Annotated in this window: 18 protein-coding genes and 1 riboswitch; of the genes, 1 reads left to right on the forward strand and 17 read right to left on the reverse strand. The window is 57.1% G+C overall.

Annotated features, from left to right (window positions below; genetic code table 11):
* Window positions 1-55: 55 nt before the first annotated feature.
* The 17 genes from pepD to dapF all read right to left on the reverse strand — a co-directional run bounded on the left by pepD (window position 56) and on the right by dapF (window position 15,979).
* Window positions 56-1,504 (reverse strand): beta-Ala-His dipeptidase, encoded by a 1,449-nt coding sequence (gene pepD, locus FZ041_RS08090; RefSeq protein WP_149189212.1) that lies wholly within the window; start codon window positions 1,502-1,504, stop codon window positions 56-58.
* Window positions 1,505-1,601: 97 nt separating this feature from the next.
* Window positions 1,602-2,144, reverse strand: a complete 543-nt coding sequence (locus FZ041_RS08095) for a cell division protein SepF (protein ID WP_075442594.1) — start codon at window positions 2,142-2,144, stop codon at window positions 1,602-1,604.
* 205 nt (window positions 2,145-2,349) lie between these two features.
* A complete protein-coding gene (typA, locus tag FZ041_RS08100; RefSeq protein WP_074515485.1) occupies window positions 2,350-4,170 on the reverse strand; it encodes a translational GTPase TypA in 1,821 nt (606 codons plus the stop codon).
* A 225-nt stretch (window positions 4,171-4,395) separates the two neighbouring features.
* Window positions 4,396-5,586, reverse strand: coding sequence for a methionine adenosyltransferase (metK, locus tag FZ041_RS08105; protein ID WP_149189213.1), 1,191 nt, complete (start codon window positions 5,584-5,586; stop codon window positions 4,396-4,398).
* A 104-nt stretch (window positions 5,587-5,690) separates the two neighbouring features.
* A riboswitch (SAM riboswitch) is annotated at window positions 5,691-5,795 on the reverse strand.
* 84 nt (window positions 5,796-5,879) lie between these two features.
* Window positions 5,880-6,674 carry an ABC transporter ATP-binding protein gene (locus FZ041_RS08110; protein ID WP_149189214.1) on the reverse strand — a complete coding sequence of 265 codons (795 nt, stop codon included), beginning with the start codon at window positions 6,672-6,674 and terminating at the stop codon, window positions 5,880-5,882.
* The gene (locus tag FZ041_RS08115) at window positions 6,674-7,555 is read right to left on the reverse strand and encodes an ABC transporter permease (protein WP_149189215.1); all 882 of its coding nucleotides are present in this window, start codon (window positions 7,553-7,555) and stop codon (window positions 6,674-6,676) included. The genes FZ041_RS08110 and FZ041_RS08115 overlap by 1 nt, the downstream gene beginning before the upstream one ends.
* A 96-nt stretch (window positions 7,556-7,651) precedes the next feature.
* Window positions 7,652-8,656, reverse strand: a complete 1,005-nt coding sequence (locus FZ041_RS08120; protein ID WP_149189216.1) for an ABC transporter substrate-binding protein — start codon at window positions 8,654-8,656, stop codon at window positions 7,652-7,654.
* A 145-nt stretch (window positions 8,657-8,801) separates the two neighbouring features.
* Window positions 8,802-8,936: a hypothetical protein gene (locus tag FZ041_RS14810; RefSeq protein ID WP_255449310.1), complete on the reverse strand. Its 135-nt coding sequence runs from the start codon at window positions 8,934-8,936 to the stop codon at window positions 8,802-8,804.
* Window positions 8,937-8,946: 10 nt separating this feature from the next.
* Complete coding sequence (locus tag FZ041_RS08125; RefSeq protein WP_075427881.1) at window positions 8,947-9,231, reverse strand: hypothetical protein; 285 nt, start codon at window positions 9,229-9,231, stop codon at window positions 8,947-8,949.
* A gap of 16 nt (window positions 9,232-9,247) precedes the next feature.
* On the reverse strand, window positions 9,248-10,066 hold the full coding sequence (locus tag FZ041_RS08130; RefSeq protein WP_075442588.1) for a Cof-type HAD-IIB family hydrolase: 819 nt from the start codon (window positions 10,064-10,066) through the stop codon (window positions 9,248-9,250).
* Window positions 10,050-11,789: a phosphoethanolamine transferase family protein gene (locus FZ041_RS08135; protein WP_149189218.1), complete on the reverse strand. Its 1,740-nt coding sequence runs from the start codon at window positions 11,787-11,789 to the stop codon at window positions 10,050-10,052. The genes FZ041_RS08130 and FZ041_RS08135 overlap by 17 nt, the downstream gene beginning before the upstream one ends.
* A gap of 77 nt (window positions 11,790-11,866) precedes the next feature.
* Window positions 11,867-13,093 (reverse strand): bifunctional phosphopantothenoylcysteine decarboxylase/phosphopantothenate--cysteine ligase CoaBC, encoded by a 1,227-nt coding sequence (coaBC, locus tag FZ041_RS08140; protein WP_149189219.1) that lies wholly within the window; start codon window positions 13,091-13,093, stop codon window positions 11,867-11,869.
* A 3-nt stretch (window positions 13,094-13,096) separates the two neighbouring features.
* Complete coding sequence (rpoZ, locus tag FZ041_RS08145; RefSeq protein WP_371263007.1) at window positions 13,097-13,333, reverse strand: DNA-directed RNA polymerase subunit omega; 237 nt, start codon at window positions 13,331-13,333, stop codon at window positions 13,097-13,099.
* Window positions 13,333-13,935: a guanylate kinase gene (gmk, locus tag FZ041_RS08150; RefSeq protein ID WP_075442585.1), complete on the reverse strand. Its 603-nt coding sequence runs from the start codon at window positions 13,933-13,935 to the stop codon at window positions 13,333-13,335. Before gmk ends, rpoZ begins: the two co-directional genes overlap by 1 nt.
* Window positions 13,932-14,228 carry an extracellular matrix/biofilm regulator RemA gene (remA, locus tag FZ041_RS08155; RefSeq protein ID WP_075442584.1) on the reverse strand — a complete coding sequence of 99 codons (297 nt, stop codon included), beginning with the start codon at window positions 14,226-14,228 and terminating at the stop codon, window positions 13,932-13,934. Before remA ends, gmk begins: the two co-directional genes overlap by 4 nt.
* Before the next feature lie 14 nt (window positions 14,229-14,242).
* Entirely contained in the window at window positions 14,243-15,121 is an 879-nt protein-coding gene (locus tag FZ041_RS08160) for a YicC/YloC family endoribonuclease (protein ID WP_149189220.1), read from the reverse strand.
* 24 nt (window positions 15,122-15,145) lie between these two features.
* Window positions 15,146-15,979 carry a diaminopimelate epimerase gene (dapF, locus tag FZ041_RS08165; RefSeq protein ID WP_075442582.1) on the reverse strand — a complete coding sequence of 278 codons (834 nt, stop codon included), beginning with the start codon at window positions 15,977-15,979 and terminating at the stop codon, window positions 15,146-15,148.
* Window positions 15,980-16,140: 161 nt separating this feature from the next.
* Between dapF and FZ041_RS08170 the strand changes: the two genes are divergently transcribed.
* Window positions 16,141-17,895 (forward strand): Rqc2 family fibronectin-binding protein, encoded by a 1,755-nt coding sequence (locus FZ041_RS08170; protein ID WP_149189221.1) that lies wholly within the window; start codon window positions 16,141-16,143, stop codon window positions 17,893-17,895.
* Window positions 17,896-18,208: the final 313 nt, after the last annotated feature.

Below are 18,208 nucleotides of genomic sequence, written 5' to 3' on the forward strand. Positions count from 1 at the left end.
ACACACCATTGCATCAGTGGGCTCAATGCTCCATCATTATTCTGCGAAAACACGCTTAGAGTTTGGCAATCTTATGCAGCGTCTCTACGATGAGATCCACCTGCGGTTTGACCGTCTCGAGCAGCAGGCGCTCCTTCGGGCTATGGATATCGATGGTCGTGACACCGATCGATACCATATCGAGCTGCGGGTTCTTGAGAAAGTGCCAGCCGCACTCAAGGCCGGCATGGATGGTCTCGACCTTCATATCCTTGCCGTTCTGTGCCTTGAAGGTCTCTGTCATGATCTTAGCGAGCTTGCTGTCTTTGTTTTCCTTCCAGCCCGGCGATTTCGTGCCGATATGAGCCGTAAAGCCCGTCAGAGCCGCATATTCCTGTGCCATCAGCGCGAATTCATCATTCTTGCCATCGATAGCCGAGCGCGGGAAGAACTGGACATTGACACTGTTTTCGTCCATAGCTACGACGCCGAGATTAGCCGAGGTCTCGACAAGGCCCGGGATAACCGTCGACATCGCATAGACGCCCGTATGCAGGATGGTCAGCAGACGGAGCAGGCGCTGGGCATCGCCGGCCTTTAATACCTCAGCCGGTTTGTCAGCCGCCGTCAGGACGAATTCCATCCCCGGATCGACTGCGCCATAGTTTTGCATAAAGCGCGCCTTTTCGGCGGCGAGCACTTCGTTTACGGCCTGCTCGTCAAGATTCGTAACGATTACCGCCGTGGCATCATCGGGGATGGCATTGCGCGCCTTGCCGCCCTGGAAGTCTGCCAGTTCCACGGTGCCCTTAGCCTGCAAGGCCAGCAGGGCCAGCGCCAGCGTACGAATAGCATTGCCGCGGCCGTCGCCGATGCGCTCGCCCGAATGGCCGCCGAGCAGGCCTTTGACCTCGATTTTCCAGCTATTGGCCTGCATAGCAGCCTCGCGCGTAAGCTCGCGCGAAAAATCCAGATTGATGCTGCCCGCGCTGCCGACTGTCAGTTCATCGTAATTTTCCGAATCGCAGTTGATAAGGAAGCTGGCATCCTGCAGATGCTCGGCACCAAGGTGGATGGCACCGGTCATGCCCTGCTCCTCGTCGACCGTCACGATCATGCGCAGCGGGCCATGATCCTTGGCGTTCTTCATGATATACATGGCTTCAGCCACACCGATGCCATCATCCGCGCCGAGGCTCGTGCCCTCGGCTTCCAGATATTTCTCGCCGCGTACAAGCTTGATCGGGTCCTTGAGCGGATCATAGGCATAGCCCTTTTCCGCCACACAGACCATATCCATATGGCCCTGCAGGATCGTCAGCGGTGCCTTCTCGAATCCCTTGCTGGCCGGCTTATCGGCAATGATGTTGTTCTTCTCGTCCTGTACGACTGAAAAGCCCGCCTCGGTCAGATATTTTTTCAGGAAGTCACTGACTGCCTGCTCATGGCCAGATTTGCGCGGAATAGCTGCGAGCTTCGCAAACTCATCCAATACGCCATCCAAAATCTCATTGTTCTGTTCCATTGAAACCCCTCACTAACTTAAAAATATAAAAACCAGACAGTCTGCACAGACTGCCTGGTCTTCTTGACAAAATGAACTACAAACTGCGGGCAGCGAATCACTCCGGCATTGCTACCGTCATAGCCTCGGCAACATCTACGCCAGCCGGAACGTAGAGCACGATCTGCCCCGTGACGCGCTTGGCGCAGCCATCGAGCACATAGCAGACACCATTGACGAAGTCACAGATGCGGCGCTGCTCAGCAGCCTCGATCTTCTCATAGTTGACGACGCAGGCCTTGCCCGCCTTGAGGTCATCCGCGATTGCCGTGACCTGGTCGAAGTTATTCGGCGCATAGATCTGCACCTTGAGTGCCATCTTCTTGGTCGTATGGACCGTCAGCTGCGGACGGCTCTTCTCCTGGCTCTGGTAGGAGCCCGTCGTGTACTTCGGACGGCTCACATGATACGAACCGCCGTTAGCGACCTTGACTTCCTCCTCGTAGCTTGCTACGCGTTCCTGTGCTGCCGATGCCGTCTTCTTCTGCGAAGACTTCTGTTCCTCGGCGAACTCCTCCTCGAATTCGTCCACGTACTCGATCGGCATCAAAAGATCCTGCAACTGCTTGATCTTGTCCTTGATTACTGCCCCTGCTCCCATGTTTATCGTCCTTCCAAATCAATCATAATAATTCCGATTTTCATTCAGCGAAAAGTTCTATAAAGACTTATCCATTCAATCGATAGTTTAACTATCCACATGATATCATAATTCTTGGTAAAATGCAAAAGTCCTGCTGGAAAAAATTATATTTTTCCAGCAGGACTTCTTAATTGTAACTCTATTGTCGTCTTTTCAGACGTTATCAGCCTTTGCGGGCGTTCTTGGCGTTACGGCCACGGATCGTGCGGTCCAGGATGGACTTGCGCAGACGGACGTGCTCCGGCGTAACCTCGACGAGCTCATCGCTGTTGATGTACTCGATAGCCTGCTCCAGGGACAGGATGCGCGGCGGCGTGATGCGGATGGCTTCATCCGAGGACGACGTACGCATGTTGGATACGTTCTTCTTCTTGCACGGGTTGATGTCGATATCGTTCTCGCGGGAGTTCTCACCGACGATCATACCCTCGTAGACAGCCTCGCCCGGGCCGACGAACATCGTGCCGCGATCCTGCAGCGTGAAGATACCATAGCCCGTCGTCTCACCTTGCTCGAAGGCAACGAGGGAACCGCGGGTACGGCCCGGGATGTCGCCTTTGTACGGAGCATAGCCGTGGAAGACATGGTTCATGATACCGTTGCCCTTCGTGCTCGTGAGGAGCTCGGAACGGAAACCGATCAGGCCGCGGGCCGGAATCGTGAACTCAAGGCGCATGTAACCAGCCGTCTCCGTCATGTTGACGAGCTCAGCCTTACGGGTGCCGAGGCCTTCCATGACAGCGCCCATGAACTCCTGCGGTACCTCGACCGTCAGGTTCTCGATCGGCTCGCAGAGCTGGCCATTGATGGTCTTGTAGACAACTTCCGGTTTACCGACCTGCAGCTCATAGCCCTCACGGCGCATCGTCTCGATGAGGATGGACAGATGCAGCTCACCACGGCCGGATACCTTGAAGACATCGGCAGAATCCGTCTCTTCGACCTTCATAGCAACGTTGGTCTCGATCTCCTTGAACAGACGATCGCGCAGATGGCGGGACGTAACGAACTCACCCTCACGGCCAGCGAACGGGCTCGTGTTGACACCGAAGGTCATGGAGAGCGTCGGCTCGTCGATGTTGATGGTCGGCAGAGCCTCCGGATTCTCTGCATCGGCAACCGTGTAGCCGATGGAAACATCACCAAGGCCCGTCAGAGCGACGATGTCACCCATGCTTGCCGACTCGGTTTCCACGCGTTTGAGCCCCTGGTAAACGAATACCTTGCCGATTTTGGCCTTGACCGTCTGGTCGCCATTGATGAGGACGACGTTCTGGTTCGTCTTAGCCGTACCGCGGATGATGCGGCCGATGGCAACGCGGCCAACGAAGGAGTCAGACTCCAGCGTCGTGACCATCATCTGGAGCGGAGCCTCCGGATCGCCTTTCGGTGCCGGAATCTCTTTGACGATCGTCTCCATCAGCGGTTTGAGGTCAGCGTTATCGTCTTCCATCTTGTACTTGGCAACACCATCACGGGCCGTCGCATAGATAACCGGGAAGTCGAGCTGATCGTCATCGGCATCGAGCTCCATGAAGAGCTCGAGAACCTCGTCATAGACATCGTCTACGCGCTGGTTCGGTTTATCGATCTTGTTGATGACAACGATCGGCTTGAGGCCCTGCTCGAGAGCCTTGCGCAGAACGTATTTCGTCTGCGGCATCGGGCCCTCGAAAGCATCGACGAGCAGAACGACACCATCAACCATGTTGAGGACACGCTCAACCTCGCCGCCGAAGTCAGCATGGCCCGGCGTATCGACGATGTTGATCTTGATGTCGTTGTACATGATTGCCGTGTTCTTGGACAGGATCGTGATACCGCGCTCACGCTCGATATCGCCGGAGTCCATGACACGCTCTGCAACCTGCTCATTGGAACGGAAAACGTGACTCTGCTTGAGCATTGCATCGACCAGCGTCGTCTTACCATGGTCGACGTGGGCGATAATTGCAATATTTCTCAGCTTGTCATTGGTCATCATACTCATTCTGTGTAATCTGCCTCCTATAAATAAAAAGGGATACGCGTTGGTATCCATACTCTCTTGCATATTACATTACTCTTATCGTAAAGCAACAATCTAATTTTAATATTGACCGTCTGAGTTGTCAATATCTTTTTGCCCCATTGTACAGGTATTTTCCTTGACACCCTGTCCGCGAAAACAGCAAAGAGCTCCCCCTTCCGAGGGAGCCCTGCCATATTCTTAGAGCCCTGCTTCTTTCTTCAGCGTGTCAGCCTTATCCGTGTGCTCCCACGGCAGGTCGACATCGGTGCGGCCGAAGTGGCCGTAAGCAGCCGTCTGCTTGTAGATTGGGCGGCGCAGGTCGAGCATCTTGATGATACCGGCCGGACGCAAATCGAAGTTGCGGCTTACGATTTCCTCAATCTTTTCCTCAGCCACTTTATTCGTGCCGAAGGTATCGATCATGATCGATACCGGATAAGCGACGCCGATTGCATAGGCCAGCTGAACCTCACACTTGTCAGCCAGACCTGCAGCGACGATGTTCTTTGCAACATAGCGGGCCGCATAGGCCGCACTGCGGTCAACCTTCGTGGGGTCTTTGCCCGAGAAGGCACCGCCGCCATGACGGGCCCAGCCGCCATAGGTGTCGACGATAATCTTGCGGCCCGTGAGGCCCGAATCACCCTGCGGGCCGCCGATGACGAACTTGCCCGTCGGGTTGATGAAGATTTTCGTATCGTCCTTCAAAAGCTCAGCCGGAACAACCGGTTTGATGACCTGCTCGATGAGGTCCTTGCGGATCTGCTCCAGCGTCACGTCCTCATCGTGCTGGGTCGAGATGACGATAGTCTCGACAGCTACTGCCTTGCCATCCTCATAAGCAATCGTGACCTGGGTCTTGCCATCCGGACGGAGATACGGCAGCGTGCCGTTCTTGCGGACTTCCGTCAGGCGGCGGGCCAGACGATGAGCCAGCGCGATCGGCAGCGGCATGAACTCCGGCGTCTCGTTCGTCGCATAGCCGAACATCATGCCCTGGTCGCCAGCACCGATAGCCTCAGCGGCATCCATTTCGCCCTCACGGGACTCGATGGCCTCGTTTACGCCCTGCGCGATATCCGGCGACTGCTCGTCAAGCGATACGAGAATGCCGCAGGTATCGGCATCGAAGCCATATTTTGCGCGCGTATAGCCAATCTCCTTGACCGTCTCACGGATGATTTTCGGAATATCGACATAGCATTTCGTCGAAATCTCACCGACGACATGGACCTGCCCCGTCGTCACCATCGTCTCGCAGGCAACACGGCCCATCGGGTCCTCGGCCAGGATGGCATCGAGGATGCTGTCGGAAATCTGGTCTGCCATCTTATCCGGATGACCTTCGGTAACCGATTCCGAAGTAAAAAGCATACGTTTCTTACTCATTAAATCTACCTCCCCAGTAGTTGAAATACTTGCTGCTGAATATCCTCACACGTCCCGGTTCATAAGAAAAAGCCCTCGCCAAAACGAGAGCTTTCATTTCCTAACTCTCATCTTATAGGTAAAACCTAAAGGAATTGGCACCGTTTTGACTTGCGTCAATGGTTGCCGCAGCTTCATCGGGCCATTCCCTCCACTGCTCTGGATGAGTTCATATTCAGCTTTGATGATTTAATGATACCGTACCCGTATCTTAAAGTCAAGTCTTATTTATGAATGCGATTCATAAAATCTCCTCAGCTAAGCAACAGGCTGTCACTGCTGAGCTCACTGCCAGCAGCCTGCTCGAACATCTCGAGCAGGTCTTTGATGCCCAGGGTCTTTTTCTTCTCACTGTCGACATCGAACAGGATATGGCCCTCATACATCATGATGAGGCGGTTGCCGTATTTCAAGGCATCGCGCATGTTATGGGTGATCATGAGGGTCGTGAGATGCTGCTGAGCTACAATCTTCTCTGTCAGCGCCAGCACCTTCTCAGCCGTCTTGGGGTCAAGGGCCGCCGTATGCTCGTCGAGCAGCAGAAGTTTCGGCTGCGCCATCGTCGCCATCAAAAGCGTCAATGCCTGGCGCTGGCCGCCCGAGAGCAGGCCGACTTTTGACTCGAGCCGGTCCTCAAGGCCAAGGTTCAGCCCTTTCAACAGCCGGCGGAAGTGTTCGCGGCCATCAGCCGAGGAGCTCCAGCGCAGCGTCGGCGTCAAACCACGGCGCTCGGCGATTGCGAGGTTCTCCTCTATCATCATGCCGGCCGCCGTGCCCATCATCGGGTCCTGGAACACGCGGCCGATATACTTGGCACGCTTATGCTCCGGCCATTTGGTGATGTCGGTGCCAGCAATGGTGATGCTGCCCTCATCCACCGGATACGTGCCGGCGATCGAGTTCATCAGCGTCGATTTGCCCGCACCATTGCCGCCGATGACCGTGACGAAATCGCCTGGTGCCAGATGCAGGCTGACATTGTGCAGCGCCAGTTTCTCCGTGATGGTTCCCGGATTGAATGTCTTGGAAATGTTATCGATATGCAGCATCAGTGTACCCCCTTCCGGAACTTGTTCCAGCGCGCCTGCAAGAGCGGCAGTGACAACGCCAGTGCGACGAGAATGGCCGTGAACAACTTGAGGTCATTGGGCGGCATTCCCATCTGCAGCACGATGGCAATGACGGCGCGGTAGACAATCGATCCGAGGATGACCGAAATCAGGCAGTTCTTGAAACTGCGCGTGCCGAAGAGCACCTCGCCGATGATGACCGAGGCCAGGCCGATGACGATGGTGCCAACGCCCATGCCCACATCAGCAAAGCCATTGCTCTGGGCGACCAGCGCTCCCGAAATGGCCACCAGGCCGTTGGACAGCAGGAGGCCCAGCACGATCATATTGTCCGTGTTGATGCCGTTGGCCCGGATCATATGCGGGTTGAAGCCCGTCGCGCGCACTGCCGTGCCCAGCTCCGTGCCGAAGAACCAGTAGTTGAGCAGCGCCACCACCAGCACGATGATCGTGCCAATCACAAGTGTCGTCATTGACTTGTCCAGCCCACCGACAGTCCAGATGGTAAAGACCGTATCCTGCTGCAATAGCGGCAGATTGGCCTTGCCCATGATGCGCAGGTTGACCGAATAGAGGGCAATCATTGTGAGGATTCCCGCCAGCAAAGCCGGGATCTTGAGTTTCGTGCAGAGGAAGCCCGTGACTACACCGGCGAGCATGCCCGCCAGGCAAGCGGCCAGGATGGCCATGAGCGGATGGGCACCCGCGACGATCATCGTCGCCGCCGTGGCTGCACCAAGGGGAAAGCTGCCCTCCACCGTGAGGTCAGCAATATCGAGCACACGGAAGGTCAGATAGACGCCGATAGCCAGCAGCGCCCATAGCATTCCCTGCGAGACCGTAGCGATTACTAAATCCATAATTGAATCTCCTATTACCTAGACGTTGTAGCAAAAAGAGCGCGGCTGATGCAGCAGAACTGCACTGGCCTGCGCTCTTTCCTGTATTCCCATCACTTACTCGATGACATCTGCCCCTTTGAGGACATCCTCCGGCAGCGTGATGCCAAGTGCCGCAGCATTCTTCTTGTTGATCACGACCTTGAGATCCCTTGCCGTCTGGATTGGCATATCAGCCGGTTTTGCTTTGCCCTCAAGGACATCAGCTGCCATATGGCCCGTCTGGACACCGAGCTTGTAGTAGTCGATGCCATAGGTAGCCAGGCCGCCGGCCTTGACCATGTTCGGCTCACCGCAGATGACCGGCTTCTTGGCCGCATCGGTGATGGCCACCAGCGTCGGCATAGCCGAGGCGATGACGTTATCCGTCGGAACATAGAAGGCATCCACAGCGCCAACCAGGCTCTGCGCCGCCTGCTGGATATCGTTGACCGTCGAGATCGTCGCGGTCTTGACCGTCAGCCCCTTGGAGGCTGCATACTCCGTCATTGCCTTGACCTGCACCTCAGAGTTGACCTCGCTCGAGCAGTAGATGACGCCGATCGTCTTGGCGTTCGGGCAAAGCTTCATCAGGAGATCAACCTGCTCCTTGATGGGGTTCATATCGCTCGTACCCGAGACATTTGCCCCCGGCTTGTCGTTGCTGGCTGCCAGCTTGGCACCGACATAGTCCGTGATGGCCGTGCCGAGGATAGGGATATCCTTCGTCGCATTGGCGATCGACTGAGCGGCCGGCGTCGCAATGGCGCAGATGAGATCCATCTTGCCACTGACGAAACGCTGGGCGATGTTCTGCAGATTTGACTGGTCAGCCTGTGCATTCTGCTGGTCGAAGGTGACGTTTTTTCCTTCCTCAAAGCCACGTTCCTTCAAACCATCCACGAAGCCCTTGTTGGCAGCATCGAGGGCGCTGTGCTCGACGAGCTGCACCACACCGATCTTGTACGTCTTGCCGCCACTGCTGGACGCCTGCTCCGAGCCGCCGCAGCCAGCCATGATTCCCGTAGCCAGCATCGTCGTAACGCCGAGTGCCAGCAGTTTTACCTTGCGTGATAATTTCATAATGTCTCCCACCCTTTTCAAGAATTTGTACACCATGTAATATTATACAATGTTACAACAATAAAATCCAGTAAAGTTTTTAACAGGCGGACATTCGTAGCAATTCTTTTTCCAGAACAAAACACTTTCAGACATACTTACCAGATTATTCCATGCAGGAAACAATCCCGTCCATGCAGCCCGTTGCTTCCGCCACCAGCACATCGATATAGCTGACGCCTCGGCGGCGGTCTTCCTTCTGCGCATGAAAAAACGAGCCAACGCCAGGTTGACTCGTCAATCTTTATTCTTTATTCGCCCTTCTTCATGTTCGCTTCCAGCGCTTTTGCCGTCTGCTCAGCCAGCTTTTCGTCGAGCTTGGTCTTGGGCAGGTCCTCTGCCTTCGTATTCATGAGGTAGTTGACCTGCTTGCCGCAGAACCATACGCCCCAGCCGCCGGCGATGACCATGAGCACGCCAGCCACGGGATGGCCGGACATGAATGCATAGATGCCGCCGACCAGCAGCATCGCAAAGAAAATCGTATTCCAGGCCTGGACCAGGGAATTGTAGAATTTGGGCATAGATTTTGGCATAGTAATCATCCTTTCGTCAGAAGAACCTGTTTATCGCTTCCAGCACACCGAGATGGTCGTTATCGGCCACCACGGCATCGCTGATGGCTTTGATCTCCTCGCTGGCATTGCCCATGGCAACACCGAGGCCCGCCAGCTTGAGTACCTCTTCATCATTGGGCGCGTCGCCGATGGCTACAACCTCATCGGTGCGGATGCCCAGATGGTCACAGATGACCTTGAGCCCATGGGCCTTGGAGATGCCCTGGGCCGACAGCTCCAGCGATGTCTGCTCGGCAAAGGTCATCGAGAGCCCGAGCTTTCCGAGGCGCTCGTAATTGCGCAGCCGCGACGCTTCATCGCGATGATAGATATTCATCTTGCAGATGTCTCCAGCCTGTGCCGCGATAAAACCTGCCAGGTCTTCCTCGCAGCGGCAGACGCGTTCATACATCTCCCGGTATATCTCCATGTGGAAATCTTCCATGCGCGCGATATGGCTGCCCCGCGTCACGGACTCGTCCACGGTCAGCAGCTGGGTCATCGCCTGTTCCTCCTCCGCCGCAGCAAAGGCCTGTACCAGGACCGCCTCCGGCAAGGGCTGTCTGGCTATCGGCTCACGGGCGCGGAAATCGTAGACAAGGCCGCCGCTGATCATGACGCCATAGTCAAAATCCGCAAGCTCCCGCTCGTAATCCTTGAGCTCCGCCTTGCCGCGTCCGCTGGAGACGATCACCTCGATGCCGCGCGCCTTGAGCTCATGCACGGCCGCACTGATTTCCGCTGGGAACCGTTTGGCCGAGTCAAGGGTCGTGCCGTCAAAGTCCAGTGCCAGCAATTTATAATCTTTCTTCACGTTCTCTATCCTCTCCCCTGTATCTATACGGCTTCTTTCCTTTGAGCAGCCGCAGCTCCTGCCGGTAGCCTGCCTGCAGGATGCTCTTGTCGCGCCGGTAGGCCGGCACTTCAGTCTGCATGAGGTCCAGCAGGGTATGGATCATATCATCCGTCATATAGGGCCGCGTGCTGGCCGCTGCCAGCCGCTCCATGAGCGCAGGGCGCTTGGCGCGGAACTTCTCCGAGGTCCAGCAGACCATCGGGATATCGCGCTGCCAGCTGCTGCTCTCATCGCCATGGCCGACCACGGCGCGGGTGTCGTTGATCTCCTCGCCGTGGTCGGAGATGAAGATGACGATGGCATCCTGTGCTTCGAACCGGCGGATGATCTGGTCGACGATGTAGTCATCATAGAGCACCGCATTGTCATATTCGGCACGCACCGCGCGGCCCTCGCCGCTTTCATCTGCTGCCGTGAACTGCGCAAACGCCGCAGGATAGCGGCGGATGAAGTCCTCATGGGCCCCCATCAGATGCACCACCGTGAAATTCTGCGCCGCACTGCGCGTCAGGCTGTCATCAAGCAGCGGCAGCACCTCTTCGTCATAGCGCTCGACCAAGTCAATGGTATGCGAGGTTGAGCTGGTGAAGCGGTGCTCATCGCAGCGTCCTGCCAGGGTGCGGCCGATGCTGCCATAGAAGCCCGCCGACTCCTGATTGGAGACCCAGGCTGTGCGGATGCCAGCCGCCCGCAGGATATCAAAGAGATTGAGCTGCTCATACCAGACGCCGCCCGCCTGCTCCTGCGCATGATCGTAAAAGCAGAACAACGTCTTCATGACGGCCATCGTCGCCGCATGCGGACTGATGGCATCGGTAAACACCGTAAGTTCCCCATTTGCCGCCCGTGCTGCAAGCTGCGGCGTCGTCGGCAGTTCGTAGCCATAGAGCTGCATGTGATGGCGGCTCGTCGACTCGCCGAGGATGAAGACGACCTGCGGGATGTCGTTCTCCTGCCGGAGAAGCTCCACCGGCTGCGCGGCCAGCGTGGCATCGACATACTCCGCCGAGCCTATCTCCTCGAAGGCCTTCGGGATGATGTAGGCCACGCGGCCCAGCGAATATTGCTGCGGATAATTCTTGCCAAGGTACACCGCCGCATCCATGCCATCCTGCGCAGCCTCCGAGCCAGCATAGGCCACGGTGCCCGCGAACAGGAAGACACCACAGGCCAGCACCGCCGCCAGCCGTGGCTGCGCCCGCTGCCAGAGCCTGGACAGCTTCCCCCGCCCCTGCCAGAGCAGGCCACAGGCTGCCAGTGCTGCCGCCAGCAGCAGGACAAGATGCCCCGACTGGGCCAGCACATACTCGCGCGCCTCCTGCGGATTCGTCTCGAAGATGACCTGCATCATGCCCTCGTCGAGGTAGTTATGATAGCTGTAAAGGGCAAATCCATCGGCCAGCGCCAGCAGGAAACTTGTCAGCACTGCCAGCCGCTGCACCACTTTGGGCAGCCAGCCCAGCGCCAGTGTCAGCAGGAAGACCATGCCCAGCGTGCGGACGATCCCTGCCAGCGTCAGCGCAGCACGCCCCCATAGGGGCACAGCCTCCTCCTGGAACATGCCGATCTGCACCATCGTCGGGATATTGCAGGCCGCCAGCGCCACGAACAAGACGCCATAGCGATGCACGAACCAGCGCATCCAGCGCTTCAGGCGCAGCCAATAATAGTGAAGGTACAACGCTTCATCTCCCCACAAAGAAACGGAAGAAGCCCCTGCCACCGGCAAAGACTGCTTCCGTTACCTTACACATCTGTCTATTTTTCCAGCACCTCAGCCACATGGTCGAGTATGATGCCCGCCAATTCCTTCTTGCTCATCAGCGGATATGGCGTCATCCGGCCTGACCGGTCAATGAGCTTGATGCGGTTCGTCTCAACGCCAAAGCCAGCGTCAGCCTCGGAGACATCGTTGGCCACGATGAAGTCGAGATTCTTCTTCGCCAGCTTCTTGCGCGCGTACTCCTCGACCTTGCAGGTCTCAGCCGCAAAGCCGACGAGCACCTGGTGCTCCTTCTTCTGGCCGAGCTCATAGAGGATGTCCGGATTGCGCACGAGATGCAGCGTCAGATCATCCTCGCTCTTCTTGATTTTCTGCTCCGCCACAGCAGCTGGACGATAGTCGGCCACGGCCGCCGACTTGATGACAGCCGACGCCGTCGGGAACTCCGCCAGAACAGCCTCGCGCATCTGCCGCGCCGTCTCGATGCGGATGACGCGGACACCCGCAGGATCCTCCAGCACCGTCGGGCCCGAGACCAGAACGACCTCGGCGCCACGCCGCGCGGCCTCTTCTGCAATGGCATAGCCCATGCGGCCCGTCGAGCGGTTGCCGATATAGCGCACGGGATCGAGCGGCTCAATCGTGCCACCAGCCGTCACAAGGATTTTTTGACCGGTCAAATTTTGACTTGTCAATTCCTGACTTGTCAAATTCTGACTTGTCAAGGCTTCACTTACGATACGCACGATATCCGCAGGCTCTGGCAGGCGGCCCTTGCCACTTGTACCGCAGGCAAGATGGCCCGACGCAGGCTCGATGATATGGAACCCACGGGACCTCAGCTCAGCGATATTGCGCTGCGTGATGGGATTCTCGTACATATTCGTATTCATCGCGGGCGCCACGTAGATGGGCGCCTTCGTCGCCAGCAGCGTCGTCGAGAGCATGTCATCGGCGATGCCCACAGCCGCCTTGGCGATGATATTGGCCGTAGCCGGTGCGATCAGCATAAGGTCAGCAAGCTGCGCGAGGGCGATGTGCTCCACGTTGAAATGCGTGACTTTCTCCCACATGTCGACAGCCACTGGCTGGCCGCTGATCTCGCGGAAGGTCAGCTCCGTGACAAACTGTGTCGCCTCTTTCGTCATGATGACGTGCACTTCAGCCCCTGCCTTGCGCAGGCGGCTGACAATCTCTACCGCCTTATAGGCCGCGATGCCCCCCGTCACGCCCAGAACGATTTTCTTGCCCTGAAGTTCCATGGCTTAGAGATCCGCTTTGGAAATCTTGTAGTTGATCTTGCCCTCGGCAATCTCCTCCAGCGCGTTCGTGACATTCTTCGTCGACTTCGACTTGAGCTCCTTGAGCTCCTCGCCGCTCAGCAGCTGACGGGCACGCTTGGAAGCGCAGACGACAAGGCCATAGCGGCTGTCGACCTGTTTCATCAGCGTATCGGTGGACGGATTTACCATGCTCATTACGGGATTGTTATTTGCTTTCATTACTGTTCCAACTCCTCAAATTTATCTAAGTTCATGCTTACACGGCAATGCTCAGCCGTCATGATGCATTTGATGCGCTTGACTGCCTGGCGTACCGTATCGTTGACCACGGCATAGCCATACTGGCGGCCGATGGCGATCTCCTCCTTGGCAGCGCCGAGACGCTTGGCCAGCGAATCAGCCGTCTCCGAGCCGCGGCCGCGGATGCGGCGCTCGAGCTCGCCGATGGACGGCGGCAGCAGGAAGATGAATAGCCCGTCGGGGCACTTCTTCATGACATTGAGCGCACCCTGCGTGTCGATTTCCAGCAGGATGTCCTCGCCAGCGGCGAGACGCTCCTCGATCTTGCCCAGCGGCGTGCCGTAGTAGTTGCCATAGACATTGGCATACTCGAGGAAGCCGCCCTCCTCGATCATTTTCTCGAACTGTGCCTTATCCATGAAGTAGTAGTTCTTACCATCGACTTCACCCTCACGCGGCTGGCGCGTCGTGGCCGAAATGGAATAGGCAAGTTCCGGCGTCTGCGCGAGCAGCTCGCTGCAGACCGTTCCCTTCCCGGTGCCCGATGGCCCGGAAACCACAATCAATAATCCCTTGCTCATTCTTGCGTCTCGTCTTCTTTCTCTTTGATTTCAGTTTTCACTTCCGTATCGTCATCGTCTTCGACGCGATGGGCCACCGTCTCGGGCTGTACAGCCGACAGGATGACGTGGTCGCTGTCCATGATGATGACGGCGCGCGTGCGGCGGCCATAGGTGGCATCAATCAGGCGCTCGCCATCGCGGGCCTCCTGGATGATGCGCTTGATGGGCGCCGATTCGGGGCTGACAATCGCTACGATCCGGTTGGCCGATACGATATTGCCAAAACCAATATTGATGAGTTTGATATCCAAAGGGGTACCTCCTCTTATTCGATGTTCTGAACCTGCTCGCGCAGCTTCTCGATCTCGCTCTTCATATCGACGACAAGCTGTGCGGCCTCCGTGCTGTTGGCCTTCGAGCCGATGGTATTCGTCTCGCGGTTGATCTCCTGGATCAAAAAGTCCAGCTTGCGCCCCACCGGCTCTGCGGACTGGGCAACGATCTGCTGGAACTGCTGGAAATGGCTGCCGAGGCGCACGAGCTCCTCGGTGATGTCCACGCGGTCCGCGTAGATCGCAGTCTCCTGGATGAGCCGCGTTTCGTCAAAGGTCTGGCTCTGCAGGGCCTCAGCTATCGTCTGCTGCAAGTGGTCGCGATAGGCCTGCACGATGCCAGGCGCCAGTTCACTGACCTTTGCCCGCATCGACAGGAGCTTCTTGAGCCGGGCCGCAAAATCCGCCTCGATGTTGCTGCCCTCGGCCGCCCGCATGGCATCAAAGTTTGCCAGCGCCTGCTCCATTGCCTGCAGGAGCAGCGGCTTCATCCCCGAGATATCGCTGTCGCTTTCAATCTCCAGCACATCAGGGAAGGCCGCAAACGACTGCACATCATCGGGCCGCGCCAGATGCAGCACATCGCTCATCTCGTTGAGCGCCTGCTGGTAGGCCAGCACCAGCCCCTTGTTGACGCGGATATGAGCCTGGCTCTCGCGCTTGTCGGCAAAGCTCACATACACATCCAGCTTGCCGCGGGCAGCCACGCCCTTGATGCACTTGCGCAGCGCATCCTCCCATTGGCTCAGCTGCCGGCCCATATGGAAATTGATTTCGAGGAACCGCTGGTTGACGGCCTTGACCTCAACGGAGACCTTGTAATCCTCCGTCTCGATGGCCGCCGCACCAAATCCCGTCATGCTCTTTAGCATCGAACCGCCTCTTTCCCTGCTGTCTCAACCAATCCACTCGCCCGTGAACACGAGCTCTGCCGGGCCAGTCATGAACACATGGTTATTTGCCGCCCACTCCACAAGGAGCTTGCCGCCATCGAGCTGGACCTCGGCCTTGCGGTCGATCTTATCGTTGAGGACACCGGCCACCACCGTGGCACAGGAGCCTGTGCCACAGGCCAGCGTGATTGCCGCTCCACGCTCCCAGACGCGCATGCGCACATGGCTGCGGTCCTTTACCTCGACGAACTCCGTATTCGTCTTGCGCGGGAACAACGCATGATGCTCAAACTGCGTGCCCAGCTCCTCAATCGGGAATTTTTCTGCATCATCCACAAAGACGACGCAATGGGGATTGCCCATCGAGACCGCCGTCATCGCATAGGTCGTGCCGGCCACTGTAATCGGCTCGGCAATGACCTTCCTGCCATCAAAACCCAGAACGGGGATTTCCTCGCCCAGAAGATGGGGCTCGCCCATATCCACCTGGACGCCAGTCACTTCATCCTCTGCAAGGATGATCTTCGGCACGAGGATACCAGCCCCCGTCTCCACCGTGAACTCGGTCTTGCTGGTCAATTTATAGTCGTAGAGATACCGCGCAAAGCAGCGGATGCCGTTGCCGCACATCTCCGCCTCACTGCCATCCGTATTGAAGATGCGCATGCGGAAATCCGCCTTGGCCGACGGCAGTACGACGAGGATGCCATCCGCGCCGATACCATAATGACGATCACAAACCTTCTGGGAAAGCGCCGCATAATCCTCCGGCTCTTGCTCGCGGCAGTCAATGAGCACAAAGTCATTGCCGCAGCCCTGCCATTTCGTAAATTTCATCGCCTACAGCCTCCCAATTCTAGTTACTCATTATAGTATTATATTGTTTTTTGCAATCTTATGCAATACCCTCCCTCGAGGTCACGTCACGAATTGCCCCGCTCTGGCATTGATGATATAATTTAGAAGTTATACCCTACGATTTATAAAGGAGAATCATCATGAGTCTTGACGGCTTTTCCATGCATGCCCTCGCCCGGGAGCTCAACGCGACGCTCGCCGGCGGGCGCATCGATAAAATCACGCAGCCCAACAAACAATCCATCATCCTGTCGATTCGACAGCCAGGGCAGAATTACCTGCTGCATATCTCCATCAACTCGCAGAATCCTTCGGCACATCTTCTGGAGCGCAATCTCGAGAACCCGCCCGAACCTCCCGTCTTCTGCATGGTACTGCGCAAGCAGCTGGAAACGGGACGCATCGCCGCCATCCGCCAGCACGGCCTCGACCGCCTGCTGCTCATGGACGTGGATTCGCTGGCCGCTGGCGGCAAGATAGTCACCAAGACCCTCGTCATGGAACTCATGGGCAAGTACAGCAACATCATCCTCGTGCAGGACGGCACCATCATCGATGCCCTGCGCAAGATCGGCGCCAACAGCAGCCGCGTGCGCACGGTCCTGCCTGGCGATGCCTACGAGCTGCCCCCGGGGCAGGACAAGCTCGACCTCTTCACCGCGGACCTTGACGACATCATCGCCAGCATCCAGAAGGATGGCGAGCAGCGGCTCGACAAGGCCCTGCTCTCTGCCTGCATGGGCTTTGGCCCCGTGTCGGCCAAGGAGACCTGTTTCTCCGCCGGCCTTGCCCCCAGCACCCGCATTGGCACCCTCGAAGCCGTTGACTTCACGGCCATCCGCGATGCCCTCATGGAAATCCGCGCCGCCGCCAGCGACGAAAACGCCCAGCCCGTTCTTGTAATCGATGAAAACAAGAAAATCCTGGCCATGAGCTCCTTCCCGCTCCACTATCTGGCCAGCGGTACCAGCCTTACCTTCCCCACCATCAGCGCCATGCTCGAAAAGGCCGACCAGCTTGCCGGAAGCTACGTCCTGCCCGACAAGGACCGGTTCAAGAAACTGGTCAAGAATGAGCTGAACCGTGCCGAGAACAAGCTCGTGAAGCTCGACGAGGAAATCGCGGCCGCCGAAAATGCCGAGGAGTACAAGATCCGCGGCGATAATCTCATGACCTATCAGTACCAGTTCCAGGACCATGTGGACAGTGAGATCACCGTAGCCAACATCTATAGCGAGACCGGCGAGACCATCACGATCCCTTTGGACCAGCGCTATACGATCATCCAGAACATGCAGGCCTGCTACAAGAAATACGACAAGCTCAAACGCGCCCAGGAGCTCTTGCGCGTCCAGCGCCGCGAATGCGAAGACAACATCACGTATCTTGAGAGCATCGAAGCCTCCCTGCTGGCCTCCGAAAGCCTTGGCGAAATCGCCGAAATCCACAACGAGCTCGTGGAAAGCGGCTACCTGCGCGAAAAGCTCAAGCGCAAGAACAACGATAAGCCCTCCCATCCGTTCCACTTCCAAACGCCTGACGGCATCGATATCTTCATCGGCAAGAACAACTACCAGAACGACAAGCTGACCTGCAAGACCGCCAGCTTCAACGACACCTGGTTCCACACCCAGAACATCCCGGGCTCCCACGTCATCCTGCGCAACGGCGGCGATCCCGTAAGCGAGGACAACCTCCTGCTCTGCGCCAGCCTTGCCGCCCACTTCAGCAAAGCCCAGGGCTCATCCAAAATCCCCGTCGACTACACGGAAATCCGCTACGTCAAGAAGCCCTCGGGCAGCAAACCAGGCTTCGTCATCTTCACGAACCAAAAGACCCTCTACATCACCCCCGACGAAGAAGAACTGCGTCCGTTCCTCATGCAGGAAAAATAAAACAAACGGCCCGCTGGCACACAAAAACCAGCGGGCCGTTTGCTATAAAATTGCAGTTTGCCTGTCGGTGCGAGCTTAAAATAAACTTGGAAGAGCTCAGCTTGGGCGGGGGCGGGTGCACTTTTTCTCCGCTCCCGCTAAATGACCCGCGCGGCTGCTTTAGTACGTACTTAGATACATGTGCCGGGCAGGCCAGCGGCACGCCAATACATCGTGTCGTTCCAGATAGCATTTATTGCGGGCCATCCCTCACTTCGTTCGGGCAGTCGCTCCCGCTGCGAAGAAAGTGTACCCGCCCCCGCCCTCTGCTACG

The organism is Pseudoselenomonas caprae, from assembly GCF_008271345.1.
In the GTDB taxonomy this organism is placed as follows: domain Bacteria; phylum Bacillota; class Negativicutes; order Selenomonadales; family Selenomonadaceae; genus Selenomonas_A; species Selenomonas_A caprae.

Bases quoted from the DNA above. Each gene is read 5' to 3' on its own strand.
- pepD (WP_149189212.1), bottom strand. From the start codon at position 1,504: ATGGAACAGAACAATGAGATTTTGGATGGCGTATTGGATGAGTTTGCG.
- FZ041_RS08095 (WP_075442594.1), bottom strand. From the start codon at position 2,144: ATGGGAGCAGGGGCAGTAATCAAGGACAAGATCAAGCAGTTGCAGGAT.
- typA (WP_074515485.1), bottom strand. From the start codon at position 4,170: ATGATGACCAATGACAAGCTGAGAAATATTGCAATTATCGCCCACGTC.
- metK (WP_149189213.1), bottom strand. From the start codon at position 5,586: ATGAGTAAGAAACGTATGCTTTTTACTTCGGAATCGGTTACCGAAGGT.
- FZ041_RS08110 (WP_149189214.1), bottom strand. From the start codon at position 6,674: ATGCTGCATATCGATAACATTTCCAAGACATTCAATCCGGGAACCATC.
- FZ041_RS08115 (WP_149189215.1), bottom strand. From the start codon at position 7,555: ATGGATTTAGTAATCGCTACGGTCTCGCAGGGAATGCTATGGGCGCTG.
- FZ041_RS08120 (WP_149189216.1), bottom strand. From the start codon at position 8,656: ATGAAATTATCACGCAAGGTAAAACTGCTGGCACTCGGCGTTACGACG.
- FZ041_RS08125 (WP_075427881.1), bottom strand. From the start codon at position 9,231: ATGCCAAAATCTATGCCCAAATTCTACAATTCCCTGGTCCAGGCCTGG.
- coaBC (WP_149189219.1), bottom strand. From the start codon at position 13,093: ATGGAACTTCAGGGCAAGAAAATCGTTCTGGGCGTGACGGGGGGCATC.
- rpoZ (WP_371263007.1), bottom strand. From the start codon at position 13,333: ATGAAAGCAAATAACAATCCCGTAATGAGCATGGTAAATCCGTCCACC.
- gmk (WP_075442585.1), bottom strand. From the start codon at position 13,935: ATGAGCAAGGGATTATTGATTGTGGTTTCCGGGCCATCGGGCACCGGG.
- FZ041_RS08160 (WP_149189220.1), bottom strand. From the start codon at position 15,121: ATGCTAAAGAGCATGACGGGATTTGGTGCGGCGGCCATCGAGACGGAG.
- dapF (WP_075442582.1), bottom strand. From the start codon at position 15,979: ATGAAATTTACGAAATGGCAGGGCTGCGGCAATGACTTTGTGCTCATT.
- FZ041_RS08170 (WP_149189221.1), top strand. From the start codon at position 16,141: ATGAGTCTTGACGGCTTTTCCATGCATGCCCTCGCCCGGGAGCTCAAC.